The organism is Pseudovibrio sp. Ad46, assembly GCF_001623065.1.
Classification (GTDB): Bacteria; Pseudomonadota; Alphaproteobacteria; order Rhizobiales; family Stappiaceae; genus Pseudovibrio.
In genome coordinates, this window is record NZ_LMCG01000050.1 from 464,338 (window position 1) to 485,478 (window position 21,141).

A 21,141-nucleotide genomic window follows, 5' to 3' on the forward strand; every position below is an offset into this window, starting at 1 on the left:
TTGCTGACTGGGACTTTGCGTTGATGAAAACATACGACGAGATTGAAACGGAGGCTGAAGATAAGCTTGCAAGCCGTGTCTGGTTTCACCTGATGCGGGCCCACCGCTATCTTTACCCACGCTTTGAGCGCAGTTTGCGGACGCATGGCATTGATAACCCGGTCTGGTATGAAATTCTGCTGGAGGTTGAACGTGCCGGAGAGCAGGGGGCAAAGGCCTCTGACTTGCAAGACCATCTGCACATGGCGCAGTTCAGCATGTCACGGCACATCGCCCGTATGGAAAAGAAGGGGCTGATTGAGCGTCGTCCAGATAAAGAGGACGGACGCGCCCAGCTGATCTTCCTGACACCTCAAGCGGCCCATGCCCACGAGGAAATCTGGCCGCATTACTTCAAAGTCATCCAGCAGGAAGTCGGAACGCGCCTCAACAAAAAAGAGGCGTTTGAACTCTTCAAACTGCTGACCAAGCTCTACGAATAAAAAAGGGCCGCGAAACAGCGACCCCAATATCTCTTAAAACCTGTAGTTTGCCGTCAGGCTGAAGGATCGACCCGGTTCCTTCAGGGTGTTTACTGACTGGTAGTCACCGCCATAAGTTCCCCGGTCTGAGTAATCCTCATCAAAGATGTTGTTCGCTTCAATTCGGAGCTTTAAACCATCAACCTGCTCTGGTTCGTATTCCGCAAACAACCCGACAACTGCATAGCCATCCAGTGTTCGATTGGAGTCACCAGATCCTGTGTCATAATCGAATGCCCCTTGCACATTTCCGCCGATTATCAGACCGTAGTCTTCCAGTTCATGAGAAACGTTGAAAGCTATGACTTGTCCCAGTGGGGCAGCAAAGTCCTGAGCAACATAGGAATCGGCGGCATCACCATCAATTTCCACACGCGTGTTGGAATAGGTGATTTTTGCAGAACCTGAGGCCCACTTGTAGCCCGCAGCCAAGTTGAATCCTTCGGTAAGAACATCCACATTTGCGTCACGCGAGCGAGCATCGCTAATGTCAGTTCTGAAGATTTCACCGGAGAGCAAAAAGCCGGAACGTTCAAACTCGAGCCCAGCAGTCACGTTGTGAGAACGAGATGGCTTGATATCGGAGTAATCCCATGAGGAGCTGAAGGTATAATTGTCCTCAAGCGCAATCCCACCAAAAACAGTAGCATAACCGGCTTTAAGTTTGAGGCCTTCCAAGACCTCATAGGATGCCGAGCTGTTGCCACTCAGACCAGTGACAGAAGTATCAAAATCTCCAAGACCTTCAAAGCGCTGATGATCAAGGCGTAAGCCCGCGGACAGTTTCAACGCTGACGATGGTGTCCAACGTACCTGTCCGAAACTGCCGAAGTTATGAGCAACCTCTTCCAAATCAGAGGATGGGTCATCGTAGTTTGCGGTCTTCCTGTAAAAATCAAATCCGGTAGTGAAGCCAATATCCTCAGTTAACCGGAAAGTGTTTGCAATTTTGCCGTTCAAGGTATTGGAAGTCCCGTTACTTCCATATGGCACAGGCACGTCGATATTGTTTTCGCTGAAGCCGAGCACCACTTCAGGATCAACAAGATCTGTTGGCTCGAGGTGCTCATAACGGAATGAGAAGCTCTTTCGCAGGGTATCATACAGCCGCGTTGTATCATTTGGTTTTGAGGTCAATGAACCAAAGTTAGCACGATAAGCCCGCTCTTCCTTGTCCTTCAGCATCATACCGGAAACCTCAAAGCGATGTCCGGTCTCAGATGTGTAACCGGCTTTGAGTAGGCCGGTCTGCAAGTTTGCTCCGGTTCCCGGGATTTCCCAGTCACCGCCAGAGGTGTAATCCTGCCCCTTGGCGTTTTTAGCAAAGGCCAGAATATCAAAGCCGTTATGCTCGGCAAAACCAGTCAGAGCTTGGGAGAATGTATTGCCGTTTGTATCAAAGCTCAGTGTTGCTTTGCCGCCCATGGTCTCGCCATCTTCCAGCAGGTCCAATGCATCAATCAGCTGGAAGGCGATCGAACCGCCCAGAGCGTTCGGGCCGGAATCAGCAGCGGCAACACCCGCATCCACACGCACCGCACGCAACAACGCTGGATCAATGGCATTGGCTGTTACATGGTGGAACGCACGGTTGTTCTGCATCGCGCCTTCAATAGTCATGTTCAGGTTGAGAGCATCCACACCATTGACGAAGATCTTCTGGGCAATAGGGATACCGCCGCCAACCGTTACTGAGGCATTCTCAGCAAACACATCACGAAGATCACCCATCTCAGCGGCTTCAATCGCTTGAGTTGAAACGTAGATTGAGGTGTTTCTGTCAGCAGCCACTGCAAAGCGATCATTGTTGAAACTATAAACAACAACAGGGTCCAGCTCCTCGCTGGCATCCACACTATCCTGCGCTGCAGCCCCGGTAGAAAAATAAGCACCGCTTAAAACACAAACGGAAACAAGCAAGCGCCACCGAAGTTTCTTCATTAGGATCCCCACCCACATATTGGCCGTATTACCTACGGCGAATCAAATATGAGATAATTACTCATGTTTATGCGCGAGGGTATATGGGAGCGTAATTATAGATGCAAGTGCATCTATATACATAAACGTTTGTGACATGACCGATGAAAGGAAATAATCATAAAATGCAATGTGTTACGTAATTTTTATCAAAATCTGATCTGTGTGTATCTGCTGAATTTGACAGGGGGGTGCTCACAGATCACCGGGCACAAAATAAAAAAAAGCCCCCGCTAAAAGCATAGCGGGGGCTTTACAATAACAAGAGATTTAAGCTTGGCGCTGGCCCATCTGATCATCAAGTGTCAGCAGGTGCCAACGATCATCACCAGCAGCTTTCACTTGGTCCAGAACACGGCGGAACAGATCTTCTTCTTCAATCTGCTCTTCCAGGAACCAGTGCAGCATGTTCTGCGTCCCATACTCCTTTTCATCATGGGCGAGATCAAACAGAGCATGGATTTGCGACGTGACCTTCACTTCCATCTTCATGGCCAGCTCAATAGCTTCCTGTGCTGAATCAAATTCAACAGTAGGAGCAGATATGCCTTCCAGAGTAACGCGGGAGTCCCGTTTCACGATGAAGTCATAAATGCGCATTGCATGGTCAGTCTCTTCTTTTGAGTGAAGACGGAACCACTTTGCAAAACCTGGCAGCTCAATGGAATCAAAGTAGGCAGCCACAGCGAGGTAAACGTAAGAGGCACTCAGCTCAGCATTGATTTGCTGGTTAAGAGCTTCTGCGACTTTTGTGTTGAGCTTCATCGGATTCTCCAATCAGTAATTTTGTGGAGACAGATTTGAAGAGCTACAAACTATTCGCTTTGACCAAAGTCAATTTGAGAAGAATTATCTTAGCAATTGCAAGTGATTAGCAGTTTCACAAATGACCGCTTTGCGAGCTCAGGCCCTACGTTCGCCAGGTCTTTGGTGCCGATCCGTAGATCCGCTTAAAGGCATTGCTAAAGCTGGACGGGCTGTTATATCCCGCCATATAGGCAGCTTCAGAAACAGTAATGCCGCCTTTGTTGATGGCTTGCCGCGCCTTCTCCAAACGCTGTTTACGAATGAAATCAGAGACTGTCAGATTGTACTTTTCCTTGAAGTGGCGCTGAATGCTTCGTTTGCTAAGGCCCGTTTCTTTAGAAATACGCTCAATGGAAAGGTCTTCCTCCAGATGCTCCAGCAGAAATTCCCGCACCTTCAATCCTTTGATCCGTAACTGACTGTCCGCTTCCCGCTTCTCGGCCTGGACGGCCCCTTGCAAATGCGCACAGCTCTGAGACATCAGGCTTAACGCCTCGGCTTGCCGTTGTAGGCCACCGATTTCATCAGTTCCATCATTGGTCATAGCCAAAATCCGCGCAGCACAGTCCACCATACGCTCATCCGGCTGCCAGATGAAGTAATTCAGGTGGCCATTCATAAAACTCCGCACTTCCGCAGAAAGAGCAGAGGCCTGAAACCCAATTGCACCGTACCAGTCCGGTTGAGCTGCAATGCCAACCTTGCGCAGCGAGTGCCCGGCCTCACTCGGCTTCAGGCGCAAATTGGCAGGTTTTCGCAGGTTGAACAGCAGAGCCTGAGGCTTGGGTGCTTCGCGATCCCCGGCATCCAGATCAAAATAAACATCATCAATGTAAAACTGCTGCTGACCTTCCAGATAAATGAAAATCTGGAAAATAGGTGAAAGCTCCACCAAACTTTCATTTTCATGATGGCCCATTGTCTCATCCAGGACTTTGACTCGGATCTGCTGCTCAATCTGCACAGAAAGTGCTCCCTGACTTTTCACTGGCGCGAATGGATATGTTTTTGGCGCACACGCCAATGCATTTCCAATCGACGAACGCCCCCTCATAAATATATTATGAGTTTTGAAGTCAAGTTTAAAACTTCGTATAAATGAAGTAAGTCCAGCGCGACTTTCCAGCTCACGAACATCTCGGTAAAGAGGTGCCCAAAGTGCTCGCCACACACTGCGAGCGCTCATGGTGCTGTGCTGTCGCGCGGATACGATTGGAGAATGTTTCGATGTCTAGCCGCGACGTTGATAGAGCACTTAAGAACGCCCGTTTCACGCAAAAAACGCAAATGAACGCACTAAACCTCTTATTGGTTTCAACCGCGCTGACTTGCGCTTCAGCGGCGTCCGCTCAGGAGAATAAACTGCTGGATGAAGTGGTCGTCACAGCCTCAGCTTCTGAAGTGACCTACAAGAACGCGCCTGCAAGTATCTCTGTTATCACCGCAGATGACTTGGAAAATCAGGGGGCTCGTGACGTTCGTTCCCTTCTGGAAAGTGTAGAAGGTCTCACGTTCAACAGAGCTGGTAATCAAAGCAAAGTGCAAATCCGCGGCCTGAACGAGAATTACACGTTGTTCCTGATAGACGGAAAACGCGTCACCTCCGCTCCAAACGCCTTCCGCGGAAACGACTACGATTCCGGCTGGGTTCCTCTCGAAGCCGTCGAACGTATTGAAATCGTTCGCGGTCCTATGTCCTCACTCTACGGGTCAGATGCCATCGGTGGTGTTGTCAACATCATCACCAAGAAGGAAACCGAAGAGTGGCACGGCTCACTTACCAACGAATATACCCTTCAGGAAAACCGCAAATCCGGTGACTATGGCCGGACGGGTTTCAATCTTTCAGGCCCAATCCTCAAAGACAAACTCTTCATGCGAACCTACGGCAGTTGGGATTTTCGCCGCAAAGATTCAAGCACTCTGAACCCCGACAGCGCAAGCGGACGGGCCAATGCAGGCTTTGCCAAGAGTGATAACAAACACCTTGATACGACTGTGACCTGGGATGTAAACCAAGAAAATTCCGTTGATTTTAACGCAGGTTACAGCAAGCGCACACACGATAAGACAACATTGGACAGATACTCAGCGGGCATAACTCATCACGGCTCCTACGAGTTTGGTGAGACTGAGCTGCGTGTCTTTGGTGACCGTATCGACAACTCCTACGGCCACGGAAACACCGCTGGCGACGATATGCCGAACACAGCCTATAACTTCAATGGCGATGGCAAAGTCAGCTTTGACGCAGATCTTCTGGTTCCGAACTTCATCACCGTCGGCGCGACTTACCAACATCAATCCCTCGAAGACAAGTATGTGCTTGTAGGCGAGGGCGGGGCAGACAGTTCCCTCTGGCAAGCCGCAGCCTTCATTGAGGACCGCCTTGAAATCACAGAGGATTTCGAGGTCACACTCGGAGGCCGTCTGGACAAACACGAAAAATTCGGCTGGAACGCCAGCCCCCGCGTTTACGGTGTTTATCACCTCACACAAGCCCTGACATTTAAAGGCGGCTGGTCCTCATCCTTCAAAGCACCAACCTTGCTGCAACTGTCCCCAAACTGGAAACAGGTCTCATGCGGAGGGGATTGTTTCTTAGAAGGCGCTGAAGATTTGAACCCGGAACTGGGCAGCAGTTTTGAGGTTGGCTTCAAATATGACGAAGCAAAATGGAGTGCAGGGCTAACCGGTTTCCATAATACGATCAAAGACATGATCCAGTTTCCACCTGCCAGAACAGCTGATGTTGCTGTTGCTCAGACCTATTCCAACTATGTTGGCCTCACTGCAGATGGCAAACCGATCTTCAAGTTTGAAAACATTGAAGAAGCCCGCACAATGGGGATAGAAGCCAACCTGACCTTGCGTCCAACAGATGAGCTGACTGTCTCTGCCAACTACACCTATCTGGATGCAAAAAACACAAGCGCCAACGATGCACCGCTTGCCTTCCAGCCAGAGCATACCGCTAACGTTAAACTAGATTATAGTTTCAGTGAAAAACTCAGTTTCGCGTTGTCTGCCAACTACGTAGGCGAGCAATACACCTCTGTTCCCGCCAACGGTGACATGGCCTTTGCCCGCAAAGTGGATGGTTACATCACAGCAGATTTCACAGGTCGCTATGACGTCAATGAGAACTTCACGTTGCGCGCTGGCGTTCTAAACATTGCTGACAATCAGATCCTGAAAACCGACTGGGATGAGTTCAATGTTGACGGTCGCCGCTACTTCATCTCAGGCACCACTCGTTTCTGATCTCTAATAATGAAGGAGCAAGGAGGTGAGCCCACGCTCACCTTCAATGCGTAGAGGTGTATCACTATGTTTTCATTTAAGAAAACGATAGTCAGCTTAGTGGTTTTTATGATGTCTCAAACTGTGTCTTCAGGGTCAGCACTCGACCTTTCAAAAACGGAAAGTACGACTGAAACACGGTTTCTTCAGCAAGGCCGGGAGGAAGTCTTTGAGCTGCAGGCGGAAACCGGAGACTACATAGAACTTGGCTGGCAAGCGAATTCTGGCCGTTTTAACCTGGACAGTATCAACCGATTGACTGGTGCTCACATCCGCAGGTTTGTTTCATCAAACGCTGGCCGTTCACCATTCTTACTCGTCGTAGAGGATGCACCAATCAATCTTAAAGTCTCTGCAATTGAAACCGGGCACTACACGCTGTCTATCATCAAGAAAGTTGGCTCAGAACACCAGAATATCAAACAAACCGAATACCTTAGCCCGCGTATTGCCAACCTTGCAGATCAACTGAAATCAGGCGACTCAACGGATGCCTTCTGGTCGGAGATTGAGCAAAAAGGCACACCGCTCATCGAAGACAACGGAAACAACAAGAGTATCCTGACATTTCTTGCCAGAGGCGCCAGAACTGGTGTCCGCCTCCTTGGTGCCCCAACAAGCAATCATGAAGAGCTTGAGCAGCTTGCAGGCAGTGACGTCTGGTTCAAATCCTTTGTTGTTCCCAACACCACGCGGCTTTCCTATCAACTTGCTGTTGATGTGCCGGTGATTTCAGGTACTTGGATGGAACGCCGGAGAGCCATTCTGGCAACTCTGGCAGCAGACCCGCTCAACAAAAAACCTTGGCCAGCAGACGCAATTGATCCTTATAATCAACACTCTACGGTGCTTTTGCCCGCAGCTGAACCCGGCCATTTTCTCGGCAATCAGACAGTCGCAAAAGGTCAGGTCACACATTCCGAGTTTGAGAGCAAAGCCCTTGGGAACAAACGCGATATCTGGCTATACCGTTCCGTCGGCTATGAAGCATCAAAAGCAACCGCTCCGCTGCTCATTATGTTTGACGCAGAACACTATAATGGCCGCATCTCTGTTCCGGACATTCTGGATAACATGGTCGCAGACGGCGCAATTCCGCCATTAGCAACCGTATTTATATCTCATATAGATTCAAAAACACGAACTCAGGAGCTGCCTAACAACGCTCAGTTCGCTGCGTTTGTGGCGGAAGAACTATTGCCATTTGCAGAGGCAGAGCTTGGTATATCCGCGACACCAGAAAGAACCATCTTGGCAGGCTCCAGTTTTGGAGGCCTTGCGTCCAGCACCATCTCTCTGCGCTATCCGCAACACTTTGGAAATGTACTCTCCATCTCCGGATCCTACTGGTACTCAGAGGAGAATGACGAGAATTACGTCGCGAACCTCATTGCAAACACTCCCCGTCAAGATATCCGTTTTTTCCTCAGCGCGGGGCTCTTTGAAAAGAGTGTAGGTGGCGGAGATCGCGGGATACTACAGTCTAACCAGCATCTTAGAGATGTTCTCCTTGCCAGGAATTATGAGGTGAAGCTGACAGCCTATGCTTCAGGTCACGACTTATTCTCATGGCAAACCATTCTCAGTGATGGCCTTATTTCTTTGATCGGGAAGGATGCCTCATGACGGGTTGAGATCCCGTTTAGATGCAATTGCATAAATATCTGAGTGTAAACTTCAGGTATTATTGGACATCCATATTTTTTGATTTTAGATAGAGACAAAGCTCAACAGCCAGGCTCTGATGCCAAGCCATGAGACATCTATCCAACGGAGTTAGAAATGTTTCATCGTGTAACGAGATCGGTTGCCGCTTTCGCCTGCCTCGCCCTCGCAGCTTCTCCAGCCCTTTCGGATCAGGTCGAAATCAACACCGCCAATGGCAAAGCCAGCGTCGTTGTTGAGCCCAAAAATCTGATTGTGTTTGACATCGGAGCGGTCGACAACCTGAATGCACTTGGTGTTCAACCAGCAGGCGTCGTCAACAAAATGTATGTCGATTACCTTGATGGCGTTCAGTCTGAGGCAGACGTCATCGGAACTCTGTTTGAGCCAGATTTCGAGGCAATCAATGCGCTTGAGCCAGAACTGATCATCGTTGGAGGCCGTTCCAGTAAACAGGCAAAGCCATTGTCTGAACTCGCGCCAACCATCGATATGACACCAAGTTCTTCAGAGGTTTCAGCAACGCTGCTCGCGCATCTGGAAGCCTACGGAAAGATCTTTAACAAGCAAAAGGAAGCTGCGCAACTTACTAGCAATTACAACAGGTTGCTAGAACAAGTGAAAGCTTCAGTTAAAGACAAGGGCAAGGCGCTGTTTGTTCTCACCAATGGCCCCAAAGTCTCTGTATTCGGCCCGGGCTCACGGTTCGGCTGGTTCCATGATGAACTGAAAATTGAACCGGCAATGGCTGAGGTTGCCGTTGCATCTCATGGAGAAGCGGTGTCCTTCGAATACATTCAGAAGGCCAATCCTGACTGGCTTCTGGTAATGGATCGCGCAACAGCAATCGGTAGTGATGCTGAAAATGCCCGTCAGGTTCTGGATAATGAACTGGTAGCCAGCACGACTGCGTGGAAGAAGGGGCAGGTGATCTACCTTGATCCGGCTGCAACTTACATTGCCCAAGGTGGTTATCAGGCAACCATGCGCACCTTCAATCAGCTGATCGAAGCCTTCAATAAGTAATAGTTCTCGCCAAGAGCTGGGCGCGCGCTGCTCAGCTCTAGCCATTTCCTTGGTGTCCCATGAAAAGCATCGGCGTTGCTATCGTCGCTCTGTTCGCACTTTCCTGCTTCAGCCTATTCGTTGGTGTCAAAGAGATCTCTATCTCTGACTGGTGGCAAAGCCCTCAGAACATTGACCTCTTTTTTATCAGTAGAATCCCGCGCACATTGGCAGTTGTTTTGACAGGCGCATCCCTTGCTGTTTCAGGTGCTGTCATGCAAATGCTCGCCCGAAACAGCTTTGTGGAGCCTTCCAGCGTTGGCACAGCCCAAAGTGCAGCACTGGGCATTTTGCTTGTGACACTGCTTTATCCGGGAAGCCCATTGATTGTGAAGATGATTGTTGCGTCCATCACAGCGATGATCGGTATGGCTGTCTTCCTGGCAATGATCTCCAGATTACCCGTAACATCTCCATTGCTCGTGCCGCTCGTTGGTTTGATCTTCAGCGGCATCGTGGAAGCCTTGACCATCTTCATCGCTTTTCAAACAGAAATGCTGCAGTTTCAGGGAACATGGATGAGCGGAGAGTTCTCCGGCATCTTACGCGGCCGCTATGAGCTCTTGTGGCTTTGCGGCGTACTGGCAATTCTCACATATGTTGTAGCTGATCAGTTCACCATCATTGGCATGGGCAAAGATGCCAGCATCAATCTGGGCCTCAATTACAAGCAAGTCGTGATTGTCGGCCTGTTTATATTGGCACTTTCAACGTCATTGGTTGTTGTCACAGTGGGCATGATCCCATTTGTGGGGCTGGTTGTGCCAAACATCGCCCGCAGATTGATGGGTGACAACCTGCGGGCCAGCTTGCCGTGGGTCGCAGTGCTCGGCGCGCTTCTGGTGCTTGCGTGCGACCTTATCGGACGTCTAGTTCATTTCCCCTATGAGATACCCGTTGGTACGGTACTCGGCGTTATCGGGTCTTTCGTTTTCCTCTATCTGTTGTATGCGAGACCAGCTCATGCACGCTAAAAAGCTCATTATCCTGAGCGTTTTGCTGGCACTTGCTTGCATCGCTTTCATGACTCTTGGCGCTAAAGGCAGCTGGGGTTTCCTGATTGTTTTCCGGGGAACAAAACTACTCGCACTTTTGCTGGTGTCAGTCTCAATTTCTGTTGCAACACTTCTGTTCCAAACCATCAGCGGGAACCGCATCTTAACGCCCTCCATCATGGGTTTTGATGCTTTGTACTTGCTGGTTCAAACGCTGCTGGTGTTTATGCTCGGAGGGTTCACCTACGTCGCCCTTGATGGACAAATCAAGTTTCTCGCAGAAGTAGGTGTTATGTTGCTTGCAGCCATATTGCTCTTTTCAACCGTGATGGGAAAAGGCAGGCAGGACCTTCATCGTATGGTTCTGGTGGGTATCATTTTCGGGGTATTGTTTCGAAGTCTGACAGGGTTCCTGCAAAGGATTATCGATCCAAACGACTTCGCCATTTTGCAAGGTGCAAGTTTTGCTCAATTTTCTAGCGTAGACAAAGACCTGCTCGGCCTCAGCATCCTGCTCGTTTCAGTGTGTTGCCTTATCATTTGGCGGCTTAGATACAGCCTTGATGTCATTGCACTGGGACGCAGCAATGCGATCAATTTGGGCGTAAACTATGAGAGGGCAAGCTTCGCTGTTCTGGTCCTCGTCGCCACTCTGGTTTCCGTCTCAACAGCTCTGGTCGGTCCTGTCGCTTTCTTTGGCTTGTTGGTGACTAGTCTTGCCCATTTTATCATGAACACCCACCGTCACAGCATTTTGCTGCCGGCCTCTATCCTGATCGCTGCACTCATTCTCGTCAGCGGCCAGACGGTCTTTGAGCGCATTTTAAAAAGCCAGTCTACCCTGAGCGTTACCGTAGAATTCTTCGGCGGCCTTCTCTTCTTGCTGCTTCTCTTTCGAGGAAAAATGAGATGATTGAAATTAATGGTGTTTCTCATAGTTACGGAAAGAGCAAAATTCTTCAAAACATCTCGCTTTCTATAAAAGAAAGCGGAATCACAGCCTTGATTGGGCCAAACGGGGCAGGGAAGTCCACGCTCTTGTCCCTCCTGGCCCGCTTGCAGCCACTCCAGACAGGTTCCATCTCGTTTGATGGCCAATCAGTGTCTCAAACACCCACCAGAGAACTTGCAAAGACCCTTGCTATCTTAAGACAAGATAACGCACTCAGCAGTCGTATGTCTCTGCGGGATCTTGTTGGATTTGGCCGCTACCCGCACCACAAAGGTCGCCCAACAGCCAAAGATCATAGAGCGGTAGATGAAGCTTTAGATTATTTTGATCTGCAAACTATGTCTGACCGGTTCATTGATGAAGTCTCCGGCGGCCAAAAACAACGAGCATTGGTCGCCATGGCATTTTGTCAGGAGACAAAGTACCTCCTCCTGGATGAACCTCTTAACAATCTTGATATGTACTACGCTCGCAGCCTCATGAAGCGCCTGCGTGAGATAGCAGACACAGGCAAACGCTCATTTGTCATCGTCCTCCACGACATCAACTACGCCGGCGCCTACGCCAACGAAATCATCGCCCTAAAAGACGGCACCCTCGCCATCCACGGAACACCGCAGGATGTCCTGGAAACAAAAGCCCTGCAGACCCTCTACTCAATGGAAATCAAAGTAACCCAGCACCAGGGACAACTCGTGGCCTTACATCATTTGTGAGGATAAGTGTTAATCAGCTACACCAAATTATAGATGCGAAAGATCTAGGACCTTCAACTCCTCCACGTCAAGTAAGTTTGAGTTGATAGTCAGTAATAGCTCAATAAGGCTATTCACTTCCTAAGAAAACGAGGCAGATGAGTCTATGAAAATGGAATTATCACCAACTGCAAATTGTTGCTACCATCTCACCCACATATGCCCCCTACAGATGTGACCAAGCTGTAAGTAATTTCGAAGTCTTTGGTTGTAATACATAAGTATTCTCTACGTAAGTAGGCGTGTACAAGTTGACCGAGGGGGAACAAACTGTGTGCTGAAGGTGGCTTGTGTGGGAGTCGTTGGAGGATCTTGTGATAGCTCAGTTCCGACTTTGGGAACTGACGCAACGCTTTCTTGATGAAGTGGGGCGGGTTAAGGGAGCAAGTGGCTAGCTGTGTAAGTCTGCGAGCTCTAAACTCTACGCAAATGTAAAGCTTAGCTTTCTGGAAATGGTGATGTTTTGATGGGATTCTACGTCACCTGAGCGGCTTTTCTTGATGGGGTTTGTTAAGCCAAACAAGATCAACGAATACTCTCCAAGCCAGCTGACCAGTGGGAGGTACTGGTCATCAACAGCAAATCCAGTTTGAGATTTGGGGGCATATGCCGTCCGGTTGAATTTCATCCGGCCCAAACGGGAGGAGAGCATGTCAGATAACTCATCCAACAACGCATATTGGGCTGCCAATATGCGTATCATCAAAATAAGCCTCGTTATATGGGCTCTGGTCTCGTTCGGGTTTGGCATTTTGCTGCGCCCACTGCTGAGCGGCATTCGTGTTGGCGGCACTGATCTGGGGTTTTGGTTCGCACAACAGGGTTCCATTCTGGTCTTCCTGGCGATCATCTTTTTCTACGCCTGGCGTATGAACCGTCTCGACCGTGAACACGGCGTTGAAGAAGAATAGGGGCTTTTCAGATCATGGATCAGTTTACTATCAACTTGCTATTTGTGGGCAGCTCCTTTGCGCTCTACATCGGCATCGCGATCTGGGCCCGTGCGGGTTCCACATCTGAATTTTACGCTGCAGGCCGCGGTGTCCATCCTGTTACCAATGGCATGGCAACTGCAGCTGACTGGATGTCTGCGGCATCCTTTATTTCCATGGCCGGTCTTATTGCGTTTACCGGTTATGACAACTCATCCTTCCTGATGGGCTGGACTGGTGGCTACGTGCTGCTGGCACTGCTTCTTGCTCCGTATCTGCGCAAGTTCGGCAAGTTCACCGTCTCTGAGTTTATCGGTGATCGCTTCTACAGTCAGACCGCTCGTATTGTTGCTGTGGTTTGCTTGATTGTTGCGTCAACCACTTACGTGATCGGTCAGATGACGGGTGTTGGTGTTGCCTTTGGTCGTTTTCTGGAAGTTGACAACACAACAGGCCTGTTGATCGGTGCCTGTGTTGTGTTTGCTTACGCTGTATTTGGCGGCATGAAAGGCGTTACCTATACGCAGGTCGCTCAGTATGTCGTGCTGATTACCGCTTATACCATTCCAGCAGTTTTCATCTCGCTGCAATTGACTGGCAACCCAATTCCAGGTCTTGGTCTGTTCGGCAATGATGTTGCAAGTGGCGAACCACTTCTGACCAAACTGGATCAGGTGGTGACCGAGCTTGGCTTCAATTCATATACCTCAAACAATGCTGACACCTTCAACATGGTGCTGTTCACGCTGTCTCTGATGATCGGTACTGCTGGTCTGCCGCACGTGATCATGCGCTTCTTCACCGTGCCTAAAGTGGCTGATGCACGCTGGTCCGCAGGTTGGGCGCTGGTGTTTATTGCATTGCTTTACATCACCGCTCCTGCAGTTGGCGCGATGGCACGTCTCAACATCACAGATATGATGTGGCCAAACGGCGGCATTAATGGTGGTGCTGTTGAAGTTGCACAGATTAAGAACGACCCAAAATATGACTGGATGCACACCTGGGAAAAGACAGGACTTCTGGCTTGGGAAGACAAGAACGGAGACGGCAAAATCCAGTACTACAACGACAAGAGTGAAAAAATGCAAACTCTTGCCGGCGAAAAAGGCTGGGTTGGAAATGAGCTGACAAAATTCAACCGTGACATCCTCGTGCTGGCGAACCCGGAAATTGCAAACCTGCCAGGTTGGGTGATTGGTCTTGTTGCTGCAGGCGGCTTGGCAGCGGCTCTTTCAACGGCTGCAGGGCTCTTGCTCGCAATCTCCTCGGCGGTCAGTCATGACTTGATCAAGGGGGCAATTAGACCATCAATCTCAGAAAAGAGTGAGTTGATGTCTGCCCGAGTGGCCATGGCGGTTGCGATTATTGTGGCAACCTATCTGGGGCTCAATCCTCCGGGCTTTGCGGCACAAACGGTGGCACTGGCGTTCGGTCTTGCAGCGGCATCCATCTTCCCTGCGCTGATGATGGGTATCTTCTCAACCCGCATCAACAATACCGGCGCTGTTGCAGGTATGTTGTCTGGGCTGGTTGTGACCCTTGTTTACATCTTCCTGCACAAGGGCTGGTTCTTCATTCCAGGCACAGCCAGCTTCTCAGATGCTGATCCGTTGCTTGGTACGATCAAGTCCACATCGTTTGGTGCGATTGGTGCGGCTGTGAACTTCGCTGTTGCTTACTTTGTTGCAGGCATGACGAAGGAAACACCTCAGGTGATCAAGGACCTCGTGGAAAGCGTACGTATCCCTCGTGGAGCCGGTGCAGCTCAGGACCATTGATAACTGACGCGGGTTGCTGAACCTCAGTAACCCGCTGTCTTTCGATCCTGTCCTGCCCGGCCTATGCTGGGCAGGACTTTATTTCTTCCAGCTGAAGGCGGAGCCATGCCTCTTACATCAGAGCAAGTCCTACAGTTTCTGAAATCCGTGCATCCCTATGATGTTCTTCCAGAGACAGATCAAGAGGCGTTGTCCAACCAGATAACAGTGTGGGAGCGTGTCCACGGTGCTGGTATTTATGAGCTTGGAGATCAACTGCCGGGGCTCTTTCTCATCTACGAGGGCGGCGTTGAAATCCGGGATAAGAATGATGCCGTCATAAGCCGTCTTGGCATTCGCAATTCGTTTGGGGAGCGCGGTCTGTTTCTGGACGGACGCGCGGTTACATCCGCAAAAGCCGGTGAGCCAACCGTCCTTTTGGTGCTCCCGCCTGCATTATTGACAGAGCTGATCGCAGCGCATCAACCCGTTGCCCGTTTCTTTGACCGGACTCAGAAGCCGCGGACCCGCGAAAACGATCTAGCCGCCATTCCAATTGAATCGTTTATGGCGCCCAACCCGATTACCTGTCGTCCTGACGACACAGTGCAACATGCTGCCCAACAGATGAGGGATGCCCGCGTTTCTTCGCTTTGTGTAACAGATGCAAAAGGTGGGCTGATCGGGATCATCACGGTGCGGGATCTCTCCTTTAAGGTTTTGGCGCCTGCTTTATCAGTTGAGACACCGGTTGAAGCTGTCATGACGGCTAATCCCATTGTGCTTGCACCATCAGCCATCGGGTCGGATCTTTTACATTTGATGATGGAACGGCGCATTGGTCATGTCCCAATCGTCGAGGGTGAGCGCCTCGTCGGCATGGTGACGCAAACGGATTTGACACGGTTTCAGGCCATCAGTTCAGCTGAGTTGGTCAGCGAAGTTGCCAGGGCTAAAGATGCCTATGACATAGCACGGGTGACAGCCCGGATACCCAACCTGCTGGTACAGCTGGTGGCAGGTGGCAGTCGGCACGAAATTGTCACACGATTGATCTCTGATATTGCTGATGCTGCAACCCGTCGCTTGCTGAAGCTGGCGGAAGAAAAGTTTGGCCCTCCGCCCGTCCCGTATCTTTGGCTTGCCTGTGGCTCGCAAGGGCGCCGCGAACAGACCGGGGTCAGTGATCAGGATAATTGTCTGTTTTTGGATGACCACGTTACCGACGAGCAACGGCTTGGGTACTTTGCTGATCTGGCAAAGTTTGTGTGTGATGGACTGAACACCAGCGGTTACATCTACTGCCCTGGTGACATGATGGCGACGAACCCGCGCTGGAGCCAGCCGTTATCTGTCTGGAAAACCTATTTTGAAGGATGGATCAACAAACCAGACCCAGAAGCGCAGATGCTCAGCTCTGTCATGTTTGACCTCAGGCCAATTGGCGGCGAGGTTTCCCTCTTTGAAGACCTGCAAACACAAACACTGGATGCTTCAAGCCGTAACTCGATATTTGTCGCACACATGGTCAGCAACTCACTGAAACATACGCCGCCACTCAGCCTGCTACGCGGATTGGCAACCATCCGCTCTGGTGAGCATAAGAACACGCTGGACATGAAGCACAACGGCGTGGTGCCAGTGGTTGATCTGGCACGGATCTATGCGCTGCAAGGACAGATCGGGGCCGTCAATACCCGCGCACGGCTGGAAGAAGCTCGTGAGAGTGGCCAACTGAGCAAATCAGGCGCAGGAGATCTTCTGGATGCTTATGACCTGATCGCCGAGACGCGAATCCAGCATCAGGCCGATCTGGTTAAACAAGGCGCTCAACCCGATAACTTTCTGCAGCCTTCTAACCTGTCAGACTTTGAACGCTCCCATGTCCGGGATGCGTTTGTTGTTGTTAAAACCATGCAGTCAGCAGTTGGGCATGGCCGTGGAATGCTAAGCTAGAGGGCGTTCTGTTTGATTGGATTCAATCAAGCAACAAGAATTCGCTCCGCTCTAGACCAATAATAATCAAAGCTGTGGCGAGACAAAAGCGACCACAGTCACCTGGGAGGAATAACATGTTTCTTGAATTGATCGGGACCTTCATTGCAGGCGTTGCCGGAGCTGGTCTTGTGATGTTGATCAATCATGTTCTTGGTGGGCGTTTGCCGCGCTGGTTTGCCCCGGTTGCTGCCGGTGCTGCCATGTTGCTGGCAACAATCTCCAGCGAGTACAGCTGGTTTTCGCGCACCAAAGATACGCTCCCTGATGGCATAGTGGTTGCTGAAACTGTAGAAAGCAAAGCCTTCTATCGTCCATGGACCTATCTGTTTCCCTTCACGGAAAGATTTGTCGCGATTGATACTGCCACGATCCAGACACATCCAGAGCAGCCGGGCATGAAACTAGCGCAAGCTTACTTCTTTGGCCGCTGGTCTCCGGTGAACAAGCTTCCTGTGCTTACCGATTGCACCACCAGCCGACGGGCAGCATTGGCTGACGGTATCATTTTTGAGGAAGGTGGAAGCATCTCTGGGGCTCAATGGGTGTCAGTTCCGGAAAATGACAGGATCACCTCAACAATATGCGGAGCGGGGTAATGTTAACAGGCCTCAGTTTACGATTTCGGATCTTCCTCTTGTTCGCGGGTGTTGCCGCAGCAAGCTGTGCCGTTGTCGGGGCTGCGCTTTATTTCGGATACACCCGTATTGCAGAAACAACACCAGCCTCAGGTTTCCTGTTGGCCGGCATTCTATCCATTTTCGGTCTTCTTGCGATCTCAGTCAGCATCTGGCTTCTGTTTGACGAAAATGTTGCCAAACCAGTGCAACGTCTCTCCGCTGCCATCCGCACGACAGCTCATGCTAATGTTGATGCCTCAATTGATTTTGAAGAAGCGAAATACCTTGGCGACCTTGCGCCTGCGGCTCATGCGGTTGCCTGGCGTTTAACCAATGACAGTGCAGAAACTGATGAGTTGGTTTCTGATGCAACGGCGCAGCTGGCGAGCGAGCGCGAGCAGCTGGCCTTGCTGTTAACTGAGATCCCCGTCGCCATCGTGCTCGTCAGCCCTGCACACAAAATCATGCTTTATGACGGTCAAGCCGCAGACATTCTTGGGCAGGTTCATGTTCCACGTTTGAGTGCATCCATCTTTGATTACTTTATTGAGGAGGAACTGCGCGCTGCCTATGATCAGCTGATCGAATTGAAAACAGAAATTGCTGTTGATGTGAAAGGAGCCCGTGGCAATCTCAATTTTCAATTGCGCCTCAAAAAGCTCAGAGGGATGTCGGGCTACATGATCCTGATTGACGATGCGACCGCACGCATCGCACCAGAGGCACCGCGACCACTGATTTATGATTTTGAGGCGGCCCAGCACCATTTTGAAAAGGAAATTGAGGAGCGTTCTCTGCGTGATCTCAGCTTCGTCGTTTTCGATACAGAAACAACCGGCCTCATGCCGAATAAGGACGACATTGTTCAGATCGGGGCCGTGCGGGTTGTCAACGGACGTATCATTCCCGGTGAAACAGTGGACCAACTCGTCAATCCGGGCAGACTCATTCCGGCTGCCTCAACCGGAGTTCACCGGATCACAGATGACATGGTGGCAGATGCTCCAGACCCGGTCACTGCAATTTCAGAATTTCATGCTTTCGCGAAAGACTCTGTCATTGTTGCGCACAATGCACCGTTCGACATGGCATTCCTACATCGATACGGCCACTTGTCCGGCCATGCCTGGGATCATCCGATCCTTGATACGGTCCTCTTGTCTGCTGTCGTTTTCGGCGCAGATCAAGTTCACACTCTCGACGCCCTTTGTACCCGCCTTGGCATAGAAATCCCCATAGTTTTGCGCCACACAGCCCTCGGCGACGCCCAGGCCACCGCCAAGGCCCTCTGCAAACTCCTCCCCCTCCTATCCTCCCACGGCTTCAACACCTTCGGAGAAGTCATCGAGCAGACGAGGAAACATGGTCGGTTGTTGAAGGATATGAATTAATTTTGAATAAGCGAGCGTTTCGAATCATGATCACAATGTCTGAAGTGATGAAATATGGGCAGAACACCAAGTCAGCCAGCGTTGCTACGGTGCCATCAACTTAACCTGAATTTAGCCGCGAGAGCTTTCTCTAGGCGCATTTTAAGCGTCAAGCATTACGGCTTGGCTCCATTGAGCAAAAGCGTTGAGACGATGAAGGTGAATGTCGATTGCGCAGGCCGGAAAGGCTGTCAGAAATCTTTGAAGCTGGCCCGGCGACTTGAATTTTTGCATGGCCCGTTCGCGTTTTCGCAAAGGCAAATGCGAATTTTCAGCACGATTATTCAAGCCTTTATGGCTGCGGTGCTCAACAGCGGGCATCACTTCACATTTTGCGGCACCGTAAGAGCCAAGTTTGTCGGTGATGATCCGCTTGAGCGATACGCCTTGCTTCTTCAAAAGACGGGGCAGTAAACGTTTGGCAGCCTTGGTATTGCGCCGTTTCTGAAGGATTTCATCAAGAATGTAACCATGCTGATCAACGACCCGCCTTAGATAGTATCGCTGGCCTGGATGCTGACGACAACCTCATCAAGATACCAGACATCTGAGCTTTCGGCTCTTTTGCGCCGCAACTCACGGCTGTAAGCCGGGCCAACTTGATCCCCCATTTGCGGATGGTTTCATATGATAGAATTATGCCGTGCTCCAGCAGCATCTCTTCTCCCTCACGCAAGCTGAGGGAGAAGCGGTGATAGAGCCAAACAACATAGGCGGGAAACGGTGGCGTTTGTAACTGATTGGAGCAGAAGTCATGTTGTGCAATTACAAATCGGAACTGGAGCCAAAGTTAAGCTGATAGCGCCTAATCAAACGGTACTTCTTTGCCGAAATGCATGATCACATTAGAAGCACCAGCATCCTTGTATTCCTCATAATATTGGAGCGGGTCAATGCGTTGAAGTGTCGTGTTCTCGCTGTCCACGAGGAACCAGTCACCCTCTACGTTTTTTCTGAAGGCTACTAAGTGAACATCGTTTCCATAAATCAAACGATCAGGTCCGCCTTCTTTCATAAGATTCTCAATTTGCTGCTTATTTTTCTTCAGCACGTTATCGTTGCCCGTGGGGTCTTCCAGCCAGTCAACATTGAATTCTGGTAAGTCTGGCCTTAGCTCTTTCATGACAAGCTTGGCAGTATCCGGGCTGAAGCCGGCAGTAGAATCGCTCTCTTCTGGATATACTCCGTTAAAGAGCTGATATTGCTCGCGTGCAAGGCTTGTGAGCAGCTTGTCTGCATTCTCTTCATATTCTTTGTTAAAACGTTCCTGATCATAGCTCAGGTAAGCCTCTGTCATTTGCACTTTCTCGCTCCGCGGCACTTGGGCAATGTTTTCTTTGACAGGTGTCAGGGCGTGCTTTGCAAAAGACTCAAGTGGTATTGCATCATACCCCAATAAGGCATTCATCGAGTGCTTCATGCAATGGCGTTTTTCCTGTTTTTCGCAATAGAATAACGGGTTGTGTCCTTCTGGTTTTTTGCGCGAGTCAATGTTGCACCTTTGCTTCTTAGTTTCGTACTTGGGGTTAAAGAAGACCTCTTTCAACTTAACGTCCTCGGAGCGGTCCTGAGAGTTAGTCTTTTTGCCAATTGCAGCAGAGGAGACTAGACATGCCGTTCCCGGCCACCTCGTTGGAGCTGGCCCTGAGAGCCTCTTCCAGCCAGTCGACTGCATCCTCCAAAAACTCAAGCCGTAGAAGGGCATCTTTTTCATCACCACCATCCGCACTGATTTGAGCTTGTGTGATGAAGGCTCTAGCTGCATCGATATATTGCTTATACGGGCCTTGTAGCTCAGCATCAGTAATCTGGGACTTGCTGGCTTCAAATCCACTTATCTTCTTCTCGGCGATGCCAATCTTGGAGTTTAGATCGCCGCTCTTCTCCTGATCGCCCCTGCCAGCTCCCACAGTGTCTTCCAGCCACTCGATTGAGTCCTGCAGAAATTCAAGCTGAAGAAGTACGTCTTTTCTTCGCCCTTCCTCGCATGTTGTTGTGCCTGGGTAATGTAATCTTTGGCAGCTCCAACGTATTGACCAAAATATCCCCTTGTCTCCGGATCGGAAATCTCAGAGCCTTTCGCCTCAAGGGTAGCCACCAGGCTTTCGGCAGCAGAAATTTTACTTGTCAGATCGCCGGTCTCTTCACTGCTTTGTTCTTGGCTTTTATTATTGGAATTCAATGTATCTTCCAGCCAATCGACTGCATCCTGCAAAAACTCCAACTGAAGAAGAACTGTCCGTCGTCAAAGATAGTTGGACAAAATTGGCTTTCGATTAGTGGAGTGTCTGGCCCAATTGCGTGTTGATGTTAAGCGGCTTGTGCGTGGTAGCGCAAGCGTCGGTTTTGAATAGTTCTGCG

The 21,141-nt window shown here is 50.2% G+C and carries 19 protein-coding genes and 1 pseudogene; 12 read left to right on the forward strand and 8 right to left on the reverse strand.

The window, feature by feature from the left end:
• Positions 1 to 23: 23 nt before the first annotated feature.
• Positions 24 to 482, forward strand: coding sequence for a MarR family transcriptional regulator (locus PsAD46_RS16615; RefSeq protein WP_063307404.1), 459 nt, complete (start codon positions 24 to 26; stop codon positions 480 to 482).
• 33 nt (positions 483 to 515) lie between these two features.
• On the opposite strand, the gene PsAD46_RS16620 is transcribed toward PsAD46_RS16615, so the two are convergent.
• The 3 genes from PsAD46_RS16620 to PsAD46_RS16630 form a co-directional block, all read right to left on the reverse strand.
• On the reverse strand, positions 516 to 2,462 hold the full coding sequence (locus PsAD46_RS16620) for a TonB-dependent receptor (protein ID WP_063307405.1): 1,947 nt from the start codon (positions 2,460 to 2,462) through the stop codon (positions 516 to 518).
• Between the two features lie 309 nt (positions 2,463 to 2,771).
• The gene (locus PsAD46_RS16625; RefSeq protein WP_057465144.1) at positions 2,772 to 3,266 is read right to left on the reverse strand and encodes a ferritin; all 495 of its coding nucleotides are present in this window, start codon (positions 3,264 to 3,266) and stop codon (positions 2,772 to 2,774) included.
• A gap of 145 nt (positions 3,267 to 3,411) precedes the next feature.
• Complete coding sequence (locus PsAD46_RS16630) at positions 3,412 to 4,227, reverse strand: AraC family transcriptional regulator (RefSeq protein WP_208981876.1); 816 nt, start codon at positions 4,225 to 4,227, stop codon at positions 3,412 to 3,414.
• A gap of 308 nt (positions 4,228 to 4,535) precedes the next feature.
• On the opposite strand from PsAD46_RS16630, the gene PsAD46_RS16635 reads away from it, so the two are divergent.
• From PsAD46_RS16635 to PsAD46_RS16660, 6 genes are all read left to right on the forward strand, one after another.
• A complete protein-coding gene (locus tag PsAD46_RS16635) occupies positions 4,536 to 6,572 on the forward strand; it encodes a TonB-dependent receptor (protein ID WP_063307406.1) in 2,037 nt (678 codons plus the stop codon).
• A gap of 108 nt (positions 6,573 to 6,680) precedes the next feature.
• On the forward strand, positions 6,681 to 8,237 hold the full coding sequence (locus PsAD46_RS16640; RefSeq protein WP_208981877.1) for an alpha/beta hydrolase-fold protein: 1,557 nt from the start codon (positions 6,681 to 6,683) through the stop codon (positions 8,235 to 8,237).
• A 156-nt stretch (positions 8,238 to 8,393) separates the two neighbouring features.
• Complete coding sequence (locus tag PsAD46_RS16645; protein ID WP_063307408.1) at positions 8,394 to 9,302, forward strand: siderophore ABC transporter substrate-binding protein; 909 nt, start codon at positions 8,394 to 8,396, stop codon at positions 9,300 to 9,302.
• 59 nt (positions 9,303 to 9,361) lie between these two features.
• Positions 9,362 to 10,315, forward strand: coding sequence for an iron chelate uptake ABC transporter family permease subunit (locus PsAD46_RS16650; protein WP_063307409.1), 954 nt, complete (start codon positions 9,362 to 9,364; stop codon positions 10,313 to 10,315).
• On the forward strand, positions 10,290 to 11,249 hold the full coding sequence (locus PsAD46_RS16655; protein WP_063307410.1) for an iron chelate uptake ABC transporter family permease subunit: 960 nt from the start codon (positions 10,290 to 10,292) through the stop codon (positions 11,247 to 11,249). The genes PsAD46_RS16650 and PsAD46_RS16655 overlap by 26 nt, the downstream gene beginning before the upstream one ends.
• Positions 11,246 to 12,004: an ATP-binding cassette domain-containing protein gene (locus tag PsAD46_RS16660; RefSeq protein ID WP_063288711.1), complete on the forward strand. Its 759-nt coding sequence runs from the start codon at positions 11,246 to 11,248 to the stop codon at positions 12,002 to 12,004. Before PsAD46_RS16655 ends, PsAD46_RS16660 begins: the two co-directional genes overlap by 4 nt.
• Before the next feature lie 460 nt (positions 12,005 to 12,464).
• Here the strand turns inward: PsAD46_RS16660 and PsAD46_RS16665 are convergent, their stop codons facing one another.
• On the reverse strand, positions 12,465 to 12,695 hold the full coding sequence (locus tag PsAD46_RS16665) for a hypothetical protein (protein ID WP_057462080.1): 231 nt from the start codon (positions 12,693 to 12,695) through the stop codon (positions 12,465 to 12,467).
• Here PsAD46_RS16665 and PsAD46_RS16670 point away from each other — a divergent pair.
• The 5 genes from PsAD46_RS16670 to PsAD46_RS16690 all read left to right on the forward strand — a co-directional run bounded on the left by PsAD46_RS16670 (position 12,694) and on the right by PsAD46_RS16690 (position 18,741).
• Positions 12,694 to 12,954: a DUF4212 domain-containing protein gene (locus PsAD46_RS16670; protein WP_057462081.1), complete on the forward strand. Its 261-nt coding sequence runs from the start codon at positions 12,694 to 12,696 to the stop codon at positions 12,952 to 12,954. The two genes, PsAD46_RS16665 and PsAD46_RS16670, sit on opposite strands and share 2 nt — an antisense overlap.
• 14 nt (positions 12,955 to 12,968) lie before the next feature.
• Positions 12,969 to 14,756: a sodium:solute symporter family protein gene (locus tag PsAD46_RS16675; RefSeq protein ID WP_063292108.1), complete on the forward strand. Its 1,788-nt coding sequence runs from the start codon at positions 12,969 to 12,971 to the stop codon at positions 14,754 to 14,756.
• Positions 14,757 to 14,861: 105 nt separating this feature from the next.
• A complete protein-coding gene (locus PsAD46_RS16680) occupies positions 14,862 to 16,691 on the forward strand; it encodes a DUF294 nucleotidyltransferase-like domain-containing protein (RefSeq protein ID WP_063307411.1) in 1,830 nt (609 codons plus the stop codon).
• Between the two features lie 116 nt (positions 16,692 to 16,807).
• The gene (locus tag PsAD46_RS16685; RefSeq protein ID WP_063307412.1) at positions 16,808 to 17,329 is read left to right on the forward strand and encodes a hypothetical protein; all 522 of its coding nucleotides are present in this window, start codon (positions 16,808 to 16,810) and stop codon (positions 17,327 to 17,329) included.
• Positions 17,329 to 18,741 carry an exonuclease domain-containing protein gene (locus PsAD46_RS16690; protein ID WP_063292110.1) on the forward strand — a complete coding sequence of 471 codons (1,413 nt, stop codon included), beginning with the start codon at positions 17,329 to 17,331 and terminating at the stop codon, positions 18,739 to 18,741. The genes PsAD46_RS16685 and PsAD46_RS16690 overlap by 1 nt, the downstream gene beginning before the upstream one ends.
• 141 nt (positions 18,742 to 18,882) lie before the next feature.
• Here the strand turns inward: PsAD46_RS16690 and PsAD46_RS16695 are convergent.
• The 4 genes and pseudogenes from PsAD46_RS16695 to PsAD46_RS16710 all read right to left on the reverse strand — a co-directional run bounded on the left by PsAD46_RS16695 (position 18,883) and on the right by PsAD46_RS16710 (position 20,962).
• Positions 18,883 to 19,536 (reverse strand): annotated as a pseudogene (locus PsAD46_RS16695) (IS6 family transposase).
• 49 nt (positions 19,537 to 19,585) lie between these two features.
• Positions 19,586 to 20,326, reverse strand: coding sequence for a hypothetical protein (locus tag PsAD46_RS16700; protein WP_153040761.1), 741 nt, complete (start codon positions 20,324 to 20,326; stop codon positions 19,586 to 19,588).
• Between the two features lie 28 nt (positions 20,327 to 20,354).
• The gene (locus PsAD46_RS16705; RefSeq protein ID WP_063307414.1) at positions 20,355 to 20,690 is read right to left on the reverse strand and encodes a hypothetical protein; all 336 of its coding nucleotides are present in this window, start codon (positions 20,688 to 20,690) and stop codon (positions 20,355 to 20,357) included.
• Positions 20,648 to 20,962 carry a hypothetical protein gene (locus PsAD46_RS16710; RefSeq protein ID WP_063292113.1) on the reverse strand — a complete coding sequence of 105 codons (315 nt, stop codon included), beginning with the start codon at positions 20,960 to 20,962 and terminating at the stop codon, positions 20,648 to 20,650. Before PsAD46_RS16710 ends, PsAD46_RS16705 begins: the two co-directional genes overlap by 43 nt.
• Positions 20,963 to 21,141 lie beyond the last annotated feature (179 nt).

Coding starts and splice junctions, on each gene's coding strand:
- PsAD46_RS16615 (WP_063307404.1), top strand. CDS start 24: ATGAAAACATACGACGAGATTGAAACGGAGGCTGAAGATAAGCTTGCA.
- PsAD46_RS16620 (WP_063307405.1), bottom strand. CDS start 2,462: ATGAAGAAACTTCGGTGGCGCTTGCTTGTTTCCGTTTGTGTTTTAAGC.
- PsAD46_RS16625 (WP_057465144.1), bottom strand. CDS start 3,266: ATGAAGCTCAACACAAAAGTCGCAGAAGCTCTTAACCAGCAAATCAAT.
- PsAD46_RS16630 (WP_208981876.1), bottom strand. CDS start 4,227: ATGGGCCATCATGAAAATGAAAGTTTGGTGGAGCTTTCACCTATTTTC.
- PsAD46_RS16635 (WP_063307406.1), top strand. CDS start 4,536: ATGTCTAGCCGCGACGTTGATAGAGCACTTAAGAACGCCCGTTTCACG.
- PsAD46_RS16640 (WP_208981877.1), top strand. CDS start 6,681: ATGATGTCTCAAACTGTGTCTTCAGGGTCAGCACTCGACCTTTCAAAA.
- PsAD46_RS16645 (WP_063307408.1), top strand. CDS start 8,394: ATGTTTCATCGTGTAACGAGATCGGTTGCCGCTTTCGCCTGCCTCGCC.
- PsAD46_RS16650 (WP_063307409.1), top strand. CDS start 9,362: ATGAAAAGCATCGGCGTTGCTATCGTCGCTCTGTTCGCACTTTCCTGC.
- PsAD46_RS16655 (WP_063307410.1), top strand. CDS start 10,290: ATGCGAGACCAGCTCATGCACGCTAAAAAGCTCATTATCCTGAGCGTT.
- PsAD46_RS16660 (WP_063288711.1), top strand. CDS start 11,246: ATGATTGAAATTAATGGTGTTTCTCATAGTTACGGAAAGAGCAAAATT.
- PsAD46_RS16670 (WP_057462081.1), top strand. CDS start 12,694: ATGTCAGATAACTCATCCAACAACGCATATTGGGCTGCCAATATGCGT.
- PsAD46_RS16665 (WP_057462080.1), bottom strand. CDS start 12,695: ATGCTCTCCTCCCGTTTGGGCCGGATGAAATTCAACCGGACGGCATAT.
- PsAD46_RS16675 (WP_063292108.1), top strand. CDS start 12,969: ATGGATCAGTTTACTATCAACTTGCTATTTGTGGGCAGCTCCTTTGCG.
- PsAD46_RS16680 (WP_063307411.1), top strand. CDS start 14,862: ATGCCTCTTACATCAGAGCAAGTCCTACAGTTTCTGAAATCCGTGCAT.
- PsAD46_RS16685 (WP_063307412.1), top strand. CDS start 16,808: ATGTTTCTTGAATTGATCGGGACCTTCATTGCAGGCGTTGCCGGAGCT.
- PsAD46_RS16690 (WP_063292110.1), top strand. CDS start 17,329: ATGTTAACAGGCCTCAGTTTACGATTTCGGATCTTCCTCTTGTTCGCG.